A 16119-nucleotide genomic window follows, 5' to 3' on the forward strand; every position below is an offset into this window, starting at 1 on the left:
TTGTTGCGGAGTTCTGCCGATCTGTGCAGGTCACCCGAGGTGCCCGTCCCGACCGTCGGTGGGGTGTCAGCAGCAGTTGGGGACACACCCGGAGGAACCATGGACGGCATCGTGAGAAGTGCAGGCGTCGGCGCGCTGGTCGGAGGTGCGTGGGGAGTGGCGGCCCGCGTCTGGATGCGGCTCATCACCGACGACCCGCAGTTCAGCTGGACGGGCACGCTGTTCATCGTGGTGCTGGCGGCATTCTTCGGTGCGTGCACGACCGCGGCGGCCACCGCGCTGCGTCAGTGGCGCCGTGGCTGGTGGCGGCTGCTCGCGGTGCCGGGACTGCTGATCTTCGCCGGCCAGGGCGCGGCGTTCCTCCCCGGGACGGTGGTCGCGGCAGCGGGCCTGTCGCGACGGTCTCGAGCGGGACGGGTCGTCGCGGTCCTCGGGGTGCTGGTCGTCCCCGTGCTGCTCTGGCGGGACCTGCGGCTGGACGAGGTCACCATGCTGCCGGCCTCGACCCGGGCGCAGGTCGCGATGCTGGTCGGCATGCCCCTGCTGGGGCTGGCGCAGGCCTGGATGGCCCGTGAGCTCTTCGTCACCGCGCGCAGCCGTCGACGCCTGGCTCAGTCCGCCTCGCCGGACCTCGCGCGCAGCAGCCGGCGCAGCGAGTCCAGCCTCGCGGCGCCGGCGGGTCCGGCCTGACCGGAGGCGACCCACTCGTCCAGGGCGCACTCCTCCTCGTCGTGGGTGCACCCGCGGGGGCAGCCGGCCGTCCCGGGCTCGAGGTCGGGGAAGTTCTCGATGATCCGGCCGAGGTCGACGTGCGCCAGACCGAACGAGCGGATGCCGGGGGTGTCGATGACCCAGCCGTCCTCCCCGGGCAGCCGCAGGGCCACCGCGGACGTCGAGGTGTGGCGGCCACGGCCGGTGACGTCGTTGACGACACCGGTCGCCCGCCGCGCGTCGGGGACGAGGGCGTTGACGATCGTCGACTTGCCGACGCCGGAGTGCCCGACGAGGACGCTGACCCGCCCGGACAGGCGCTCGTGCAGCGCCTCGAGGCCGTCGAAACCGCTCTCTCCCGTGGACGTGACCACGTGCTCGACGTCGAGGGGTGCGTAGTGCTGCAGGAAGTCGGCCGGGTCGGCCAGGTCGGCCTTGGTCAGGACGAGGAGCGGGTCGAGGTGTGCGTCGTACGCGGCGACGAGGCAACGGTCGATGAGCCGGGGGCGGGGCTCGGGGTTGGCCAGGGCGGAGACGATCACGAGCTGGTCGGCATTCGCCACGATGACCCGCTCGAACGGGTCGGTGTCGTCGGCCGTACGGCGCAGCACCGACTCGCGGGGGGTGACACGCACGATCCGCGCCAGGGCGTCGCGGCCGCCGCCCGTCTCCCCGACGAGGTCGACGTTGTCGCCGACGACGATGCCCTTGCGGCCGAGCTCACGCGCCTTCATCGCGGTCACGACGCGTTCCGGCATCCGCTTTCCGCCCACCCCGCGACCCACCAGCACCGTGTAGCGGCCACGGTCGACGGCGGTGACGAAGCCGGGGAGGGCGTCCTCGTGGGCGGGACGGTCCTTCGAGCGTGGGCGCGAGCCACGGCGGCTCGGCCGGATCCTGACGTCGCTCTCGTCGTAGTCGGAGGCGCGACGGCTCATGCGCTGACCGCGCCCCGGCTGGCGCCGACCAGGTCCTCCCACAGGGACGTGAACTCCGGCAGGGTCTTGCCCACGGTCGCGACGTCCTCGACGGTGACGCCCGGGACCCGCAGCCCGAGCACGGCGCCGGCCATGACCATGCGGTGGTCGGCGTACGTGCGGAAGAGGCCACCGGACAGCGGTGCCGGCATGATGCGCAGGCCGTCCTCGGTCTCCGCCACCCGGCCGCCCAGCGCCTGGAGCTCACGGGCCAGCGCGGCCAGCCGGTCGGTCTCGTGGCCGCGGATGTGGCCCACCCCGCGGATCTGCGAGGGCGAGTCCGCGAGGGCGGCCAGCGCAGCGACGACCGGCGTGAGCTCGGAGGCGTCGTGGAGGTCGAGGTCGACGCCGGAGACCTCGCCGGTGCCGGTGACGGTGAGCCCCTCACGGGTGATCGACACGTCGGCGCCCATGGCATCGAGGATGTCGCGGATGGCGTCCCCGGCCTGGGTCGTGTGCTGGGGCCAGCCCGGCACGGTCACTCGGCCGCCGCACACCAGCGCGGCGGCGAGGAAGGGGGCGGCGTTGGACAGGTCGGGCTCGACCTGGACGTCGAGGCCGGCGAGCTCGGACGGCTCGACCCGCCAGGTGTTCGGCTCGGTGTCGTCGACGATGGCGCCCGCGTCGCGCAGGGTCTCGACCGTCATCTCGATGTGCGGCTCGGACGGCACCGGCTCACCGGCGTGGTGGACGGTCACCCCGTCGTCGTAGCGGGCGCCCGCCAGCAGCAGTGCGGAGATGAACTGCGAGGACGCGGAGGCGTCCAGCGTGACCGGCCCACCCGGCATACGCCCCGATCCCAGGACGGTGAAGGGGAGGGTGCCGCGCCCGCCGTCGTCGATGGTCGCGCCGAGGGCGCGCAGCGCGCCGAGGACCGGGCCCATCGGGCGCACGTGCGCCTGGGCGTCGCCGTCGAAGGTGACCGGCCCGTCGGCGAGGGCCGCGACCGGGGGCACGAACCGCATCACGGTGCCGGCGAGCCCGCAGTCGACGGCACTGCCGCCGCGGACGGCCGACGGCGTGACGTGCCAGTCCAGCGAGCCTGAGCCGTCGGGGAGGTCCTCGACCGTGGCACCCAGCGAGCGCAGCGCCTGTGCCATGAGCAGGGTGTCGCGCGAGCGCAGCGGCGCCCGCAGGAGCGAGGGCGTGCTCGCCAGGGCGGCGAGCACGAGGTAGCGGTTGGTGAGCGACTTGCTGCCGGGGAGGAGCGCGGTGCCGGTGACCTCGCCGGGAGGCGTGGGGGCGGCCCAGTCGAGCCCGGCCGCCGGCGCAGGGTCAGGTGAGGGCATCGTGCGCCTGGCTCGCGGCGAGCTTGGCCTCGCGACGGGCGGCGTGGGCGGCGTGCTTCGCCTCACGCTTGGCGCGCTTCGCCGAGCGGCGGGCGGAGTCGCTCGCGAGGCCGGCGCGGTAGGCGAGCCCGGGGCGGCCCTCGGTGTCGACCGCGGCGAGGAGCAGGCCGCCGAGGAGGCCGACGTTCTTGAGGAACTGGATGCGCTGGGTGCGCCGGGTGGCCTGGTCCTTCTCGGCCCAGAACGGGTGGCCGACGTAGGTGGTGGGGGCAAGCGAGCCGGCGAGCGCGAGCGCGGCGACGCGCGGCACACGGCCCGTGGCGAGCAGTGCGCCGCCGCCGACCATCGTGGCGCCGTTGGCCCGGACGAGCAGCTCCGGGTCGTCGGGCAGGCCCAGCGGGGCCACCCTCTGCGCGAAGGGTGCGACCTTCTCGCGCAGGGCCGCGGGGTGCCGCAGCTGCTCGAGGCCCTGCGCGACGAAGATCGCGGCGAGCATGGGTCGGGCCACGCGGCGGACGAGCGTCATGATCACTCCTGTGGTGCCGGTCGGGAAGGGGAACGTCGTCTCCCTTCCTACCGTATGGACCCGTCACCGGCCCTGCGTACCCTGTCCAGCATGTGCGGGCGATACGCGGCGACGGCGAACCCGGACGAGCTCGTCGAGGAGTTCGAGGTCGAGGAGGACCGCTCGCTCGAGCCGGTCCGCAGCATCCTGAAGGACCCGCAGAACCCACCGCCGGGCACGCCCGACTGGAACATGGCACCGAGCAAGCAGGCTCCGGTCGTCCTGACCCGGGTGCCGCGCGAGCAGAAGGAGGAGGGGTATGCCGGGGAGCCGGCGCCCGTCCGCCAGCTCCGCCTGCTGACGTGGGGGCTCGTGCCGAGCTGGGCCAAGGACCCCAAGATCGGCATGCGGATGATCAACGCCCGGGCCGACACGGTGCTGGAGAAGCCGTCCTTCGCGCGGGCAGCCGCCTCGAGGCGCTGCTTGGTGCCGGCCCAGGGCTGGTACGAGTGGCAGAAGTCGCCGGTGGCCACCGACGCCAAGGGCAAGCCGCGCAAGCAGCCCTTCTTCACCCGCCGCGCCGACGGCGACGTGGTCGCCTTCGCCGGGCTCTACGAGTTCTGGCGCGACAAGGACGTCGCCGACAAGGACGACCCGGACGCGTGGCTGACGACGTTCACGATCCTCACGACCGACGCCGAGCCGGGGCTCGACCGCATCCACGACCGGCAGCCGCTGGTGCTCGAGCGCGAGGACTGGGCCACCTGGCTCGACCCGACGATGACCGACCCGGCGGAGGTCGGCCGGCTCCTGGCGTTCGAGCGTCCGGGCAGGTTCGAGGCGTACCCGGTCGGCGCGGCGGTGTCGTCCAACCGCAGCAACGGGCCCTCGCTCATCGAGCCCGCGAGCCTCGACGAGCTCGACGGCGTCGTCGACCCCATGACGGGCGAGATCATCGGCACGGGCGGCCGTGGGGCGCCCGGCGACGGCGGCCGGAACCCGGCATGACCGGCCGCACGACGCGCACCGAGGTCGAGACCCCCATGGGGCCCGCGCGGGTCCACCTGACCCGGCCCGGCGAGGTGCGCGGGGTGCTGGTCCTGACGCACGGTGCGGGTGGAAGCCTCCGGGCCCCCGAGTTCGCGCCGCTGGGGGAGAGGCTCGTCGCTGACGGCTGGGCCGTGGCGCTCGTCGAGCAGGCGTGGGTCCTCGCCGGCCGGAAGATGCCGCCGCAGGCGCCGACCCAGGACCCCGCGTGGCTCCCGGTCGTGGAGTGGCTGCGCTCCGGGCGCCGCCGGCTGGGCGGGCCCCTGGTCGTGGGCGGCAAGAGCAACGGCGCACGGGTCGCCTGCCGCACCGCCCACGTGTCCGGGGCCGACGGCGTCCTGTGCCTGTCCTTCCCGCTCCACCCGCCGGGGCGGCCCGAGGTGTCGCGGGCGGAGGAGCTGCGCACCCCGCTGGCCCACGGCATACCGCTGCACGTGGTCCAGGGGCGCACCGACCCCTTCGGCACGCCGGCGGAGGTGCGGGCCGAGCTGCCGGACCCGGGCCTGGTCAGCGAGGCGACCGGCGGGCACGCGTTCCCGAGGAACCCGGCCGACGTCGTCGAGGCGGCCCGGGGGTTCCTGTCGGGGCTGGTCTGAGGCCTGGTCGCTCCGGACCCCGGCCGCGGTGCACCACAGGGAATGAGGCGCTGCGGGGCGTCGTTGACAACGGTGTTCCCCAACCCCTGCGGAGAGTGCCTGTGCCCACTGTGACCGATCGTCCGAGCCGTCGACGCGTCGACCTGACGCCGACGGGAGCGCTGGGCCTCTCCGCCCCCATCGCCGAGCCTGTCCGTGACGCACACGGGCTAGGCTGGAGGGCAATGAGCGAGACACCCGACACCACGGTCGACGTGGCCACCGAGTCACCGGCTGAGCGGCAGGCCCGTTTCGAGCGCGAGGCGATGCCCCTGCTCGACCAGTTGTACTCCGCGGCCCTGCGCACCACCCGCAACCCCGCCGACGCCGAGGACCTGGTCCAGGAGACCTACACCAAGGCGTTCGCGGCGTTCCACCAGTACAAGCCCGGCACGAACTTCAAGGCGTGGATGTACCGCATCCTCACCAACACCTACATCAACAGCTACCGCAAGAAGCAGCGGGAGCCCCAGCAGTCCGACGCCGCGGAGATCGAGGACTACCAGCTCGCCCGCGCCGAGTCGCACACGTCCACCGGACTGCGCTCGGCGGAGGTCGAGGCCCTCGACCACCTCCCCGACACGCAGGTCAAGCGCGCGCTGCAGGAGCTGCCCGAGGACTTCCGGATGGCCGTGTACCTCGCGGACGTCGAGGGCTTCGCCTACAAGGAGATCGCGGAGATGATGGACACCCCGATCGGCACCGTCATGTCACGCCTGCACCGTGGCCGGCGCCAGCTGCGTGAGCTGCTCACAGAGTATGCCGCCGAGCGCGGCTTCGCGGCCCAGGGCGCGGACCGATGAGCGCCGGCGACTGCGGCCGCACGGGCGGCCAGGACCCCGCGTCGGGCACCGACTGCTCGGAGGTGCTGCACCGCGTCTACGAGTACCTCGACGGCGAGATGACGGTCGACGACACGGAGAAGATCAAGCAGCACCTCGACGAGTGCGGCCCGTGCCTGAAGGAGTACGACCTGGACCAGGCGCTCAAGGCCCTGGTGAAGCGCTCGTGCGAGTGCGAGGAGGCGCCGGTCGAGCTCCGCTCCCAGATCGTCGCGCGCATCACGACGCTGAGGTACCAGATCAGCGAGTAGCAGCAGTCGCGGCCGGGCGCCTCTCCCGGACACACGAAGCAGGCGGTTCGACGAGGTCGAACCGCCCGCTTCGTGCTGCGTCTGGGCGCGTGCTCAGGCGTTGGGCTTGCGACCGTGGTTGGCCGCGTTGCCCTTGCGCGAGCGGCGCTTGCGGGCGCGCTTGCTCATGGGAAATCGCTTCCGTCGGGGGGTGGTGGTGCCGTGGAGACACCCGGGCCACCGACCAGTCTCTCACACGCCGCTGCGTGGTCCGGCCCTACTCGTGAGTTCAGGCCTGTTCTGGGGCCGAGTCTCCGCCGAATGGCGGAGTCCGACGTTCAAGACTTGGCAAAGAAGGGGTCTATGGCAGGCAAAAACCACTGGTTGGCGGGCATCATAGACCCGTCGGCCAAGCGAACCCCTGACGGTTGGCGACAAGTACCGGCCCGAACCAACCAAACGGATGAGTCCGTACTCGGGCAGAAGGAGCAGCAGCCATGAAGGCTATCACCACCCTCTTCGAGTCCATCCTCACCAACGAGGAGGCCATCGTGTGGTCCCCCGCCGAGGGCCCGACGCAGTTCTCGCGCGGCTGGGGCTGGGGTGGCGTGGACGCCGCTGCACGTGGCTGGGGCTGGGGCGGCGCGGACTCGATCTGAGTCTGCTGCGGCCCGGTAGGGCCGCGTCGTAGATTGATGTCGTGACCACCGAGCCCGCGCAACCAGCCAGGTCACGGCTGGGCAGCGGAGCCACGATCAGCTTCGTCGCCGGTGTCGGCGTCTTCGCGCTGGTCCTGGCCCTCGTCGGGTACGAGCTCGACGGGCCGCCTCGCGACTGGCTCGCCGTAGCGGTGCTGGCAAGTCTCGGCATCACCAGCTGGGTGCTCCGGGAGACCGATGTCGGGTCCCGCGTCCAGCTCTCGTTCATCAGCATCGTCCTCCTCGCCGCGGCGGTCATCGTCGGCCCGGTGGGGGCGGCCATCGTCGGAGCCGTGGGCACTGTCCTGCAGTTCGACCGGCAGCAGTTCATCGTCCGGGTCTTCAACATCTCGCTGTTCTCGGCGATGGGGTCACTCGGTGGCCTGGTCTACGCCCAGACGGGCGGGATCCAGGCGTTCGGCGGTTCGGAGTCGGCGGTCACCATCCTGGCCTCCGTTGGCATCCCGCTGATCGTCGCCGACGTCACCCAGTGCCTGCTCAACGCGATCCTCATCGCCGGCGTCCTGCGGGTCGCCTCGGGCACCCGCGTCCGGACCCAGATCCTCAAGCTGCTCAGCACGTCCGGCCTCGCCTACATCGGGTACGGCGTCATCGGCTTCCTCTTCGTGGTGCTGTGGATCCCCGCCGGTGTCGGCTGGTTCAGCGCCATCCTCGTCCTGGCCCCGCTCGCCGTCGCCCAGTGGGCCTTCGGCCAGTACGGCGAGGAGCTGCGCGCCCACGACCGCACGCTGCGCGCCCTCGTCACGGCGGAGGAGAAGAAGGACCCCACCAACGCGGGCCACAGCCAGAAGGTGGCTCAGCTCAGCGAGTGGCTCGCCGAGGCACTGGGCCTGGGACACAAGGAGATCCAGGACGTCCGCACCGCGGGGATGCTCCACGACATCGGCAAGGTCGGCGTCCCCGCCCGGTACATCCGCGCGCGACGGCCGCTCGAGGACGAGGACTTCGTCGTCATCGCCGAGCACGCCGCGGCGGGCGTGGAGCTCGTCCGTGGCATCGAGTTCCTGTCCGGCTCGCTCGACGGCATCGCCCACCACCACGAGCGCTACGACGGCCTGGGGTACCCCGCAGGCCTGGCCGGCGAGCAGATCCCGCTGGTGGCCCGCATCGTCGCCGTCGCCGACGTCTTCGACGCGCTCACGACCGAGCGGTCGTACCGCCCGGCGCTGGGCGTCGAGGAGGCGCTGCAAGTCATGCGTGACCGCGCCGGCACCCACCTCGACCCCGTCGTCGTCGACGCGCTCGGCAAGGTGCTCGTCCGGCACCCGTGGCAGCCGACACCTCGACCCGACGGCTCCTCGGCCCTCGTCCTCGCCCTCGACCACGACGAGCCCGAGGTCTCGGACCGGCTCGCGCTGCGGCAGGACCTGCGCGAGCGCATCCACGGCGTCCCGGACGTGCCCCGACCGGCTCAGGTGACCTCGTGAACGCCAGCTGGCGCACCGTCCGCCTCGGTGCACCGATCGCCGTCCTCGCGGTCGTCGTGGTGCTCGCGGCGTGGCTGTCCGCCGCCCCGTCGCTCGGGTCGCTCGTCAGCGACGAGTGGGGCCGTCTGGTCCTCTTCCTCGTAGCCATCGCCCTGGGGGAGACCGCCCGCCTGACGATCCTGACCGGGCGCGAGACCGCCCCCATGTCGACGGCCGCCGCCCTGGGTCTCGCCTTCTCGACCATCGCTGACGGAGGCAGGCCTGCGATCGGCGCCGACGTCGTCATCGCCGTCATCAGCGCGGGCATGCTCCTGGGGCAGGTGCTGCGCCGGGTCACCGGCTCGGTGCCGCAGTGGGGTGACACGGCGGCGCGCCTGATCGGCGCGGCCGTGGCTCCCGTGCTCTTCCGGCAGGTCCACTTCGGCGGCCGCACGCTGCTGGACTGGGAGGACCAGGACCAATGGAAGGACCGGCGCTGGCTCGTGGCGGTCATGATGCTCCTGGTGGGTGCCGCGGCCATGGTCGTCGACCTCACGCTGGAGGCGTGCATCCGCGCGGACCTGCAGGAGTCGCCGCTGCTCCCCGCGGTGCTGGACGAGTACCGGTCGGTGGGGGCGCTCGCCACCGCGCTCGTCACCTCGGGTGCACTCATCGCTTTGGCGGAGATCGCCATCGGCGTCGCGTCCGTCCCGCTCTTCCTCTTCCCGCTGGTCCTCACGTACTTCGCGGTGCAGCGCTACGCCTCCATCCGCACCACCTACCGGCAGACCATCGGTGCCCTGTCCTCGCTCACCGACCTCGCCGGGTACACGGGCACCGGCCACGGCCAGCACGTCTCCGACCTCGCGGTCGCCGTCGGCCGTGACCTGGGCATGAGCCACCGCGAGCTCACCGACCTCGAGTACGCCGCGCTGCTCCACGACCTCGGCCAGGTGGCCCTGCGCGAGCCCATCCCGCGCGGGGCGACGGTGATGGCGGCGCCCGTCGACCAGCAACGGATCGCCTCGGACGGGGCCGAGATCGTCCGGTCCACGGGTGTGCTGGACCAGGTGGCGGGCATCCTGCAGGCGCAGACCACGCCGTACCGCCAGGTGCGCGAGTTCGGCCAGGACCTGCCGCTGTCGAGCCGCATCATCAAGGTGGCCAACGCCTACGTCGACCTCGCCGGCCCCGACGAGGTGCAGGACGAGCACGCGATGGAGCGCATCCACCTCGGCCTCGGCTACGAGTACGACCCCCGCGTCGTCGACTCGCTCTCGCGGGTGCTCACCCGCCGCCGGCAGCGCGCCGGCGCCTGAGCACGGCGCGCCCACGGCATACGCGCCGCCCCGACCGGAAGCGCCACGCGTCGGTGGTGGGCGCACGGCATACGCCACGTATGCATGGGCGCACGACGAAGGGGTGGTGCCGGACCGCGTCCGGCACCACCCCTTGTCAGCCCACCGCAGGCGTCACGGGGAGCCGGTGGTGAGGTGGACGTCGGTCTCGAGGTGCTTCTCGACGCGGGGGTCGCCCGCGTCGGCGAAGTAGTCGCCCTTGATCGTCTCGTCGTGGCCCCGGTCGACCCTGAGCGCGTTGAGCACCAGGGTCAGGACCGCGGCGACGACCAGGTTGAGCACGAAGGCCGTCATCGCGATGTAGCCCATCTTGCCGATGCTCGGGATCATCGCCAGCGAGCCGCCGAAATGGCCCTTGGTCGCGGGGTTGATCACGTTGTAGGCGGTGATGGTGCCGTAGACCATGCCCACGGCCCAGCCGACGAGCAGCGCCCACCGGTGGAACCAGCGGGTGTAGAGCCCGAAGACGATCGCGGGGAACGTCTGCAGGATCCAGATGCCACCGAGGAGCTGGAAGTTGATGGCGTTCTGCTTGTCGAGGGTGAGGACGAACACCAGCGCGAACGCCTTGACCAGCAGCGAGACGAGCTTGGAGACCTTGGCCTCCTGGGCGTGCGTCGCGTTGGGCTTGAGCCAGTCGCGGTAGATGTTGCGGGTGAAGGTGTTCGCGGCCGCGATCGACATGATCGCCGCCGGCACGAGCGCTCCGATGGCGACGGCTGCGAAGGCCACGCCGGCGAACCAGCTCGGGAACATGTCCTCGAACAGCTGGGGGATGACCAGCTGCGCGTTGGGCTTGCCGTCGAGGCCGATCGGCTTGGTGCCGGCCTTGATCGCGACCCAGCCGAGCAGCGCCAGCAGGCCGAGCACGAAGCTGTAGGCCGGCAGGATCGAGGCGTTGCGGCGGATGGTGTTGCGGTTCTGGCTCGAGAGCGTCGCCGTGATCGAGTGCGGGTACATGAACAGCGCCATGGCGGAGCCGAGCGCCAGCGATGCGTAGGCCCAGTACTGCTGGCTGTTCGGGATGAACGCACCCGTGGGCTTGTTCGTCACCGGGTTGGGCTTGGCCATCTTCGCCTCGGCCGCACCGAACACGGCATCCCAGCCGCCGACCTTCGACGGCAGGTAGATGACCGCGACGATGATGACGAGGTAGATCAGCGCGTCCTTGACGAACGCGATGACGGCCGGCGCCCGCAGGCCGCTGGAGTAGGTGTACGCCGCCAGCAGCGCGAACGCGATGAACAGCGGCAGGTCCTTGGCGAGGGCGTTGCTGCCGCCGAGACCGGCGACCTCGAGCACCGCCTGGATGCCGACGAGCTGCAGCGCGATGTACGGCATCGTCGCCAGGATGCCCGTCAGCGAGATCGCGAGCGCCAGCCCGCGGGAGCCGTAGCGGCCCTTCACGAAGTCGGCCGGCGTGACGTACCCGTGCCGGTGGCTCACCGACCACAGGCGCGACATGAACACGAAGATGATCGGGTAGAGCACGATCGTGTAGGGAACGGCGAAGAAGCCGCTGACCGCACCGAGGGCGAACATCGCCGCCGGCACCGCCACGAAGGTGTATGCCGTGTAGAGGTCGCCACCGAGGAGGAACCAGGTCACCCAGGTGCCGAACCGGCGACCGCCCAGGCCCCACTCGTCGAGGGACTCCATGCTGTCGGCCTTGCGCCAGCGGGTGGCCCAGAAGCCCATGCCGGTGACGAGCAGGAACAGCAGGATGAGCACCACCAGGGCCGTGGTGTTGACGCCGGTGTGAGCGGCGGCGGGGACCATCGTGCTCATCGGTCACCCTCCACGTCGTCGCCGCGGTCGAGCCGGTCGGTGCGCTCTGCGCGGGTGCCGGTCGTGTGACCGGTCATCGGCCGGTGCGGGCGCGCCTTGAGGACGAGCCGGTATGCCGTGTAGGTCATTCCCGAGCAGAGGAACACCCACAGGAACTGGTACCAGATGAAGAACGGGAACCCGCCGAGCTTGGGCTCCACCTTGGCGTAGCTGCTCACCCACAACAGGGCGATGATGGGGATCGCCAACAGGACCCCGGCCGCAGCCAGCATCCCCTTGTTGGCGGGGGGAACGGTGTCGTGGTCGACAGCGTTGTCGGTGCTCACCTTTCGTACCTCCACATGCGAAAAGGGCGGATTGCGTTCGCACTCCGCCCCGCACCGTATTCCTCGCCGGACCCCAGTGGGGGGAAGCCGCGCACACCATCTGACCAGCGGCTCTGCGCGTGCGCCGAGCGGACGACGAGCCGGACCCTGGAGGGTCGACCGAGGGCCTGCCGGCTGCACGCTCGTCTGCGCACAGACTCGCGTATTACTGGGCAGAGAGCAGATCCGAGCGCAGCGCCACGCTCGTCTGCGCACAGACCAGCGTGTCGCGACCGCGGAGGTCTGTGAGCAGAGCAGCGTCACAATGCTCAGGTGCCAGCGGGCTCGTCGCCGAGTCAGGCGACGCGCGTGATGCGCAGTGCCTCGAGCACGCGCTGGAGCACGGCGTCGGGGTTCGCGAGGTCAGTCCACGTGAGGCGGACGACGGCGTATCCGAGGGCGCGCAGCCGGTCCTCACGTCGCTTCTCGGCCCAGAGGTCCTCAGTGGGGGACCCGGCGAGGCCGTACTTGGCGCGTCCGTCGAACTCCACCACGACGCGCCCGTCCACCAGGAAGTCGCACCGGCCCACGAACCCGTGGTCCCTGTCGCGTATGACCGCTTGCGGCTCGACGTTGATGCCTGCCGGTAGGTGGCGCAGCACCATCCGGGTGCGGCTCTCACCTGGGGACTCGGCAGAACCGTCCGCCAGGGCTACGGCGTCGCGAGCTCGCGAGACGCCCGGCGTGAGTGCGTGCGCGTCCACGAGGCGCTGCAGGTCGACGCGCGTGACGAGCCCGGCGTGCAGTGCGGCGTCCATCGCGACCACGCCCGCCTCCAGCCCGTCGACCATGGCAGTCCCGACTGCGGCCAGGCCCGGTGTGACCGTGAGCGCGCGCGTCAGCCGCAGCGAGACGAGCGGGTCGGCCGTCGTGGACTCGTGGATGTGCAAGGAGCCGCGCACGCGGCTCGAACTGCCCGCGACACGGCATACGTGGAAGGTGTCCTCGGCCACCCGCCAGAACGGCAATCCGTGCAGTGCCAGGGCGGAGTGGTGGCTTGCGGCAACCCGGCCGTCGAACGACCTCAGGATGGCCAGGGTGCGGAGGCGGTGGACCGCCTCGGGTGTCCGAGCCGCCTCGAGGATGTCGGAGAGCACGTAGGCGCGGGCGGCCACCCGCGTGACCGTTCCGTCACGGACCATCGCCCTGACGACGTTGCGGGTGACGCCCTGCTCCGTGGCGTCACAGGAGGCGAACACGCCGCCCTGTGCGCGGGCGCGGGCCAGCAGGACCTCGGACATGAGCGCCACCATCGACCGGCTCCCGCTCGTCGCGACAGCCGCGGGACGTGCCCTGTGGACGGGGCCGGGCCGCGCCGACCGCTGTGGACGGAGGGCTTGGGGACAGTGAGCAGAGATCCGTGTGCCTGAGCAGAGAGCGGATCCGCGCGAAGTGGTACCGAGGTCTGTGAGCAGACGAGCGGGCAGCGGGGCGGGGGGCGGCCGGGGAGAGCCGGGCGCGGCCGGGGAGATGGGGCAGGGGGCGGCAGGGGAGAAGGGGCAGGGGAGGGAGACGACCGAGGGCCGGTCCGCGGTGTGCGGACCGGCCCTCGGGTCGGGAGGTGGGACGCCTCAGGCGGCCTTGGTCTCCTTGAAGATCTTGTCGATCTCGTCGATCTTGGCGAGCAGCTCGTCGGCCTTGCCGGCGTCGAACTCGCCCTTGGTGCCGGACGCGCCCGCGAGCTTCGTGGCCTCGTTGAAGAGGGTGTGCAGCTGCGGGTACTTCTCGAAGTGCGGCGCCTTGAAGTAGTCGGTCCACAGCACCCACAGGTGGTGCTTGACCAGCTCGGAGCGCTGCTCCTTGATGACGACCGCGCGGGTGCGGAAGTCGGGGTCGTCGTTGTCGGCGACCTTGGCGATGATCGCCTTGATCGACTCGGCCTCGATGCGGGCCTGAGCGGGGTCGTAGACACCACAGGGCAGGTCGCAGTGGGCGCTGACCTCAGTGGTGCGGAAGAAACGGGAGAGCATGCGAATCCCTTCTGCGAGACGGACGATCACGTGCTCGTCCAACCTACCCCGCGCCCCCACCGGTCGCACGGGGCCCCCAGGGGGTGGACGGCATACCGCCGGGTATGCCGCGTCGCCGGCTTAGTCTGGCCGTCGCCGGCGACCGAGCAGCTTCGGCAGGCGGACGCGGTGGGGGATCCGGAACAGCACGAGGGCGCGGATCTGCTCGCGCGCCAGCGACCCCACACCGTAGGTCCACGAGTCGGCGACGCCGGGCATCGTCTGGTTGTCGCTCTCCACCCAGTACCGCTCGGGGTCCTCCGGGTCGCGCATCGTGACCCGCTTGACCGCCAACGGGCGGGGCGAGCCGTTCTCGTCCGGGGGCAGGCGCACGATGGCGAGCCGCCCCAGCTTCGGGGGAGCACCGCGCAGCACCACCATCCGGTCGCCCGTGTGCAGGGTCGGCTCCATCGAGCGGCCCTTGACGACGACGAGCCCGAGGGTGAGCACTACTCGGCGTCCCCTTGGTGCATCCGGCGCAGGAACGTCCGGGTGCGGTCGTGCTGGGGGTTGTTGATGACCTCGGACGGCTTGCCCTCCTCGACCACGACACCGCCGTCCATGAAGACGACGCGGTCGGCGACCTCGCGCGCGAAACCCATCTCGTGCGTCACGACGATCATCGTCATGCCGTCGCGGGCGAGCTGGCGCATGACCTGGAGCACGTCGCCGACGAGCTCGGGGTCGAGGGCGGACGTCGGCTCGTCGAAGAGCATGAGCTTGGGCTGCATCGCGAGGGCCCGCGCGATGGCGACGCGCTGCTGCTGACCACCCGAGAGCTGCGAGGGGTATGCCGCGTGCCGGTCGCCGAGACCCACCTGCTCCAGGAGGGCCTCGGCGCGCTCGCGGACGTCCTTCTTCCGCTCGCCCTTGACCTGGATCGGCGCCTCCATGATGTTCTCGAGGGCCGTCATGTGGGGGAACAGGTTGAACCGCTGGAACACCATGCCGATGTCCCGGCGCTGGGCGGCGATCTCCTTGTCGGTGAGGTGGTGCAGCGTGCCGCCGCGGTCGGAGTAGCCCATGAGCTGGCCGTCGACCCAGATGCGTCCGCCGTCGATGGACTCGAGCTGGTTGATGCAGCGCAGGAACGTGGTCTTGCCCGACCCGGAGGGACCCAGGAGGCAGACGACCTCGCGCTCCTGCACGTCCATGTCGATGCCCTTGAGCACCTCGTTGCCGTGGAAGGCCTTGGTGACGTTCACGGCGTGGACGAGGGGCAGGTCGCTCTGCCGCCCGCCCGACGTGGTCCTCGACTGCGCGGGCCGGCTGTCGGTGGTGTCGGTCGCCATCAGTGGTCCGCCCCGATCTTGAGGAACCTCATGCGGTTGCCGGGGGAGGTCTGGCCGAAGCCGCGCCCGAACCGCCGTTCGAGGAAGTACTGGCCGACCATGAGGACGGAGCAGACGATGAGGTACCAGGCGGTGGCGGCCACGATCGTGGGCATGATCTTCAGGGTGCGGCTGCCGATGGCCTCGGCCTGGAAGAAGAGCTCGTTGGTGACCGGCAGGGCGATCAGCAGCGAGGTGTCCTTCACCATCGCGATGGTCTCGTTGCCGGTCGGGGGCACGATGACCCGCATGGCCTGGGGGAGCACCACACGGCGCATGGTCTTGCCCGAGGACATGCCGAGCGCCATGGCCGCCTCGCTCTGGCCCCGGTCGACCGACAGGATGCCGGCGCGGGCGATCTCCGCCATGTAGGCGGCCTCGGAGAGCCCGAGGCCGATGATGCCCATCCCGATGGTGCTGCTGAACTGGTTGACGTCCAGCGTGAAGAACGTCAGGTCCGAGGACAGGCCCAGCAGCTTGGCGATCTGCTGGCCGAACGGCGCGCCGATGTCGAAGGAGCCGTACAGGTAGCCCAGGCCGGTGCCGAGGAGGGTCAGCAGCACGTAGCGGGGGATCGCGCGGAAGAACCACGTGTAGGCGAACGCCACCCCGCGCAGGACGGGGTTCGTGGACAGGCGCATCACGCCCACGACGACGCCCAGGCCGACACCGAGGACCATGGCGCCCGCGGTGCCGACGAGGGTGCCCCGGATCAGGCCCTCGAGGATCGGGTTGTAGTTCATCACCCGGAGGGCGAACGGGAAGTCCCAGCGGGGGTTGGTCACGAACGAGCTGACCATCATCGCGACGAGCACGAGGATGACCACGACCGCGATCCACCGACCGGGGTGCGGGACCGGCCGGGCGTGGATGGGGCCCGGCCGGTCCGACGTGGTGTCAGACATGA

19 protein-coding genes are annotated in these 16119 nt (G+C 71.4%); 8 read left to right on the forward strand and 11 right to left on the reverse strand.

Annotated features, from left to right (window positions below):
- Positions 1-99 precede the first annotated feature (99 nt).
- Positions 100-690 carry a hypothetical protein gene (locus J2X64_RS12565; protein WP_310154820.1) on the forward strand — a complete coding sequence of 197 codons (591 nt, stop codon included), beginning with the start codon at positions 100-102 and terminating at the stop codon, positions 688-690.
- Here the strand turns inward: J2X64_RS12565 and rsgA are convergent.
- Genes rsgA through J2X64_RS12580 form a run of 3 tightly spaced genes read right to left on the reverse strand, consistent with a single transcriptional unit; the run spans position 612 to position 3503 of the window.
- Positions 612-1649, reverse strand: a complete 1038-nt coding sequence (rsgA, locus tag J2X64_RS12570; RefSeq protein ID WP_310154823.1) for a ribosome small subunit-dependent GTPase A — start codon at positions 1647-1649, stop codon at positions 612-614. The genes J2X64_RS12565 and rsgA overlap by 79 nt on opposite strands.
- The gene (gene aroA, locus J2X64_RS12575; protein ID WP_310154826.1) at positions 1646-2977 is read right to left on the reverse strand and encodes a 3-phosphoshikimate 1-carboxyvinyltransferase; all 1332 of its coding nucleotides are present in this window, start codon (positions 2975-2977) and stop codon (positions 1646-1648) included. Before aroA ends, rsgA begins: the two co-directional genes overlap by 4 nt.
- On the reverse strand, positions 2964-3503 hold the full coding sequence (locus J2X64_RS12580; RefSeq protein WP_310154828.1) for a DoxX family protein: 540 nt from the start codon (positions 3501-3503) through the stop codon (positions 2964-2966). The genes aroA and J2X64_RS12580 overlap by 14 nt, the downstream gene beginning before the upstream one ends.
- 90 nt (positions 3504-3593) lie before the next feature.
- Between J2X64_RS12580 and J2X64_RS12585 the strand changes: the two genes are divergently transcribed.
- From J2X64_RS12585 to rsrA, 4 genes are all read left to right on the forward strand, one after another.
- A complete protein-coding gene (locus J2X64_RS12585; RefSeq protein WP_310154831.1) occupies positions 3594-4490 on the forward strand; it encodes an SOS response-associated peptidase in 897 nt (298 codons plus the stop codon).
- A complete protein-coding gene (locus J2X64_RS12590) occupies positions 4487-5125 on the forward strand; it encodes an alpha/beta family hydrolase (protein ID WP_310154834.1) in 639 nt (212 codons plus the stop codon). Before J2X64_RS12585 ends, J2X64_RS12590 begins: the two co-directional genes overlap by 4 nt.
- A gap of 224 nt (positions 5126-5349) precedes the next feature.
- A complete protein-coding gene (locus J2X64_RS12595; RefSeq protein ID WP_316008039.1) occupies positions 5350-5967 on the forward strand; it encodes a sigma-70 family RNA polymerase sigma factor in 618 nt (205 codons plus the stop codon).
- Positions 5964-6257 (forward strand): mycothiol system anti-sigma-R factor, encoded by a 294-nt coding sequence (rsrA, locus tag J2X64_RS12600; RefSeq protein ID WP_310154837.1) that lies wholly within the window; start codon positions 5964-5966, stop codon positions 6255-6257. The genes J2X64_RS12595 and rsrA overlap by 4 nt, the downstream gene beginning before the upstream one ends.
- Positions 6258-6350: 93 nt before the next feature.
- Here rsrA and J2X64_RS19170 read toward each other — a convergent pair whose 3' ends face one another.
- Positions 6351-6425, reverse strand: coding sequence for a 50S ribosomal protein bL37 (locus tag J2X64_RS19170; RefSeq protein ID WP_369791897.1), 75 nt, complete (start codon positions 6423-6425; stop codon positions 6351-6353).
- Positions 6426-6733: 308 nt separating this feature from the next.
- Here J2X64_RS19170 and J2X64_RS12605 point away from each other — a divergent pair, with 308 nt between their 5' ends.
- From J2X64_RS12605 to J2X64_RS12615, 3 genes are read left to right on the forward strand one after another with little or no spacing between them, the layout of a single operon-like run.
- The gene (locus tag J2X64_RS12605) at positions 6734-6895 is read left to right on the forward strand and encodes a hypothetical protein (protein WP_310154840.1); all 162 of its coding nucleotides are present in this window, start codon (positions 6734-6736) and stop codon (positions 6893-6895) included.
- Between the two features lie 41 nt (positions 6896-6936).
- Positions 6937-8382, forward strand: coding sequence for an HD-GYP domain-containing protein (locus J2X64_RS12610; RefSeq protein ID WP_310154842.1), 1446 nt, complete (start codon positions 6937-6939; stop codon positions 8380-8382).
- Entirely contained in the window at positions 8379-9680 is a 1302-nt protein-coding gene (locus tag J2X64_RS12615) for an HD domain-containing phosphohydrolase (RefSeq protein WP_310154845.1), read from the forward strand. Before J2X64_RS12610 ends, J2X64_RS12615 begins: the two co-directional genes overlap by 4 nt.
- Before the next feature lie 153 nt (positions 9681-9833).
- On the opposite strand, the gene mctP is transcribed toward J2X64_RS12615, so the two are convergent.
- The 7 genes from mctP to J2X64_RS12650 form a co-directional block, all read right to left on the reverse strand.
- Positions 9834-11507: a monocarboxylate uptake permease MctP gene (gene mctP / locus J2X64_RS12620; RefSeq protein WP_310154847.1), complete on the reverse strand. Its 1674-nt coding sequence runs from the start codon at positions 11505-11507 to the stop codon at positions 9834-9836.
- Positions 11504-11833, reverse strand: coding sequence for a DUF3311 domain-containing protein (locus J2X64_RS12625; RefSeq protein WP_310154850.1), 330 nt, complete (start codon positions 11831-11833; stop codon positions 11504-11506). Before J2X64_RS12625 ends, mctP begins: the two co-directional genes overlap by 4 nt.
- A 335-nt stretch (positions 11834-12168) precedes the next feature.
- On the reverse strand, positions 12169-13113 hold the full coding sequence (locus J2X64_RS12630) for a hypothetical protein (protein WP_310154852.1): 945 nt from the start codon (positions 13111-13113) through the stop codon (positions 12169-12171).
- 330 nt (positions 13114-13443) lie between these two features.
- Complete coding sequence (gene sodN, locus J2X64_RS12635) at positions 13444-13842, reverse strand: superoxide dismutase, Ni (protein WP_310154854.1); 399 nt, start codon at positions 13840-13842, stop codon at positions 13444-13446.
- 120 nt (positions 13843-13962) lie between these two features.
- Positions 13963-14331 (reverse strand): S24/S26 family peptidase, encoded by a 369-nt coding sequence (locus J2X64_RS12640; protein ID WP_310154857.1) that lies wholly within the window; start codon positions 14329-14331, stop codon positions 13963-13965.
- Positions 14331-15173 carry an amino acid ABC transporter ATP-binding protein gene (locus J2X64_RS12645; protein WP_310154859.1) on the reverse strand — a complete coding sequence of 281 codons (843 nt, stop codon included), beginning with the start codon at positions 15171-15173 and terminating at the stop codon, positions 14331-14333. Before J2X64_RS12645 ends, J2X64_RS12640 begins: the two co-directional genes overlap by 1 nt.
- Positions 15173-16117, reverse strand: coding sequence for an amino acid ABC transporter permease (locus J2X64_RS12650; RefSeq protein WP_310154861.1), 945 nt, complete (start codon positions 16115-16117; stop codon positions 15173-15175). Before J2X64_RS12650 ends, J2X64_RS12645 begins: the two co-directional genes overlap by 1 nt.
- Positions 16118-16119: the final 2 nt, after the last annotated feature.

Origin of the sequence: Phycicoccus sp. 3266, from assembly GCF_031456495.1 — a bacterium.
Taxonomy (GTDB): Bacteria; Actinomycetota; Actinomycetes; order Actinomycetales; family Dermatophilaceae; genus Pedococcus.

What these genes read in the sequence shown, in the direction of transcription:
- J2X64_RS12650 (WP_310154861.1), bottom strand. Translation starts at nt 16,117, where the DNA reads ATGTCTGACACCACGTCGGACCGGCCGGGCCCCATCCACGCCCGGCCG.
- sodN (WP_310154854.1), bottom strand. Translation starts at nt 13,842, where the DNA reads ATGCTCTCCCGTTTCTTCCGCACCACTGAGGTCAGCGCCCACTGCGAC.
- aroA (WP_310154826.1), bottom strand. Translation starts at nt 2,977, where the DNA reads ATGCCCTCACCTGACCCTGCGCCGGCGGCCGGGCTCGACTGGGCCGCC.
- J2X64_RS12630 (WP_310154852.1), bottom strand. Translation starts at nt 13,113, where the DNA reads ATGTCCGAGGTCCTGCTGGCCCGCGCCCGCGCACAGGGCGGCGTGTTC.
- J2X64_RS12580 (WP_310154828.1), bottom strand. Translation starts at nt 3,503, where the DNA reads ATGACGCTCGTCCGCCGCGTGGCCCGACCCATGCTCGCCGCGATCTTC.
- mctP (WP_310154847.1), bottom strand. Translation starts at nt 11,507, where the DNA reads ATGAGCACGATGGTCCCCGCCGCCGCTCACACCGGCGTCAACACCACG.
- rsrA (WP_310154837.1), top strand. Translation starts at nt 5,964, where the DNA reads ATGAGCGCCGGCGACTGCGGCCGCACGGGCGGCCAGGACCCCGCGTCG.
- J2X64_RS12605 (WP_310154840.1), top strand. Translation starts at nt 6,734, where the DNA reads ATGAAGGCTATCACCACCCTCTTCGAGTCCATCCTCACCAACGAGGAG.
- J2X64_RS12585 (WP_310154831.1), top strand. Translation starts at nt 3,594, where the DNA reads ATGTGCGGGCGATACGCGGCGACGGCGAACCCGGACGAGCTCGTCGAG.
- rsgA (WP_310154823.1), bottom strand. Translation starts at nt 1,649, where the DNA reads ATGAGCCGTCGCGCCTCCGACTACGACGAGAGCGACGTCAGGATCCGG.
- J2X64_RS12565 (WP_310154820.1), top strand. Translation starts at nt 100, where the DNA reads ATGGACGGCATCGTGAGAAGTGCAGGCGTCGGCGCGCTGGTCGGAGGT.
- J2X64_RS12645 (WP_310154859.1), bottom strand. Translation starts at nt 15,173, where the DNA reads ATGGCGACCGACACCACCGACAGCCGGCCCGCGCAGTCGAGGACCACG.
- J2X64_RS12595 (WP_316008039.1), top strand. Translation starts at nt 5,350, where the DNA reads ATGAGCGAGACACCCGACACCACGGTCGACGTGGCCACCGAGTCACCG.
- J2X64_RS12590 (WP_310154834.1), top strand. Translation starts at nt 4,487, where the DNA reads ATGACCGGCCGCACGACGCGCACCGAGGTCGAGACCCCCATGGGGCCC.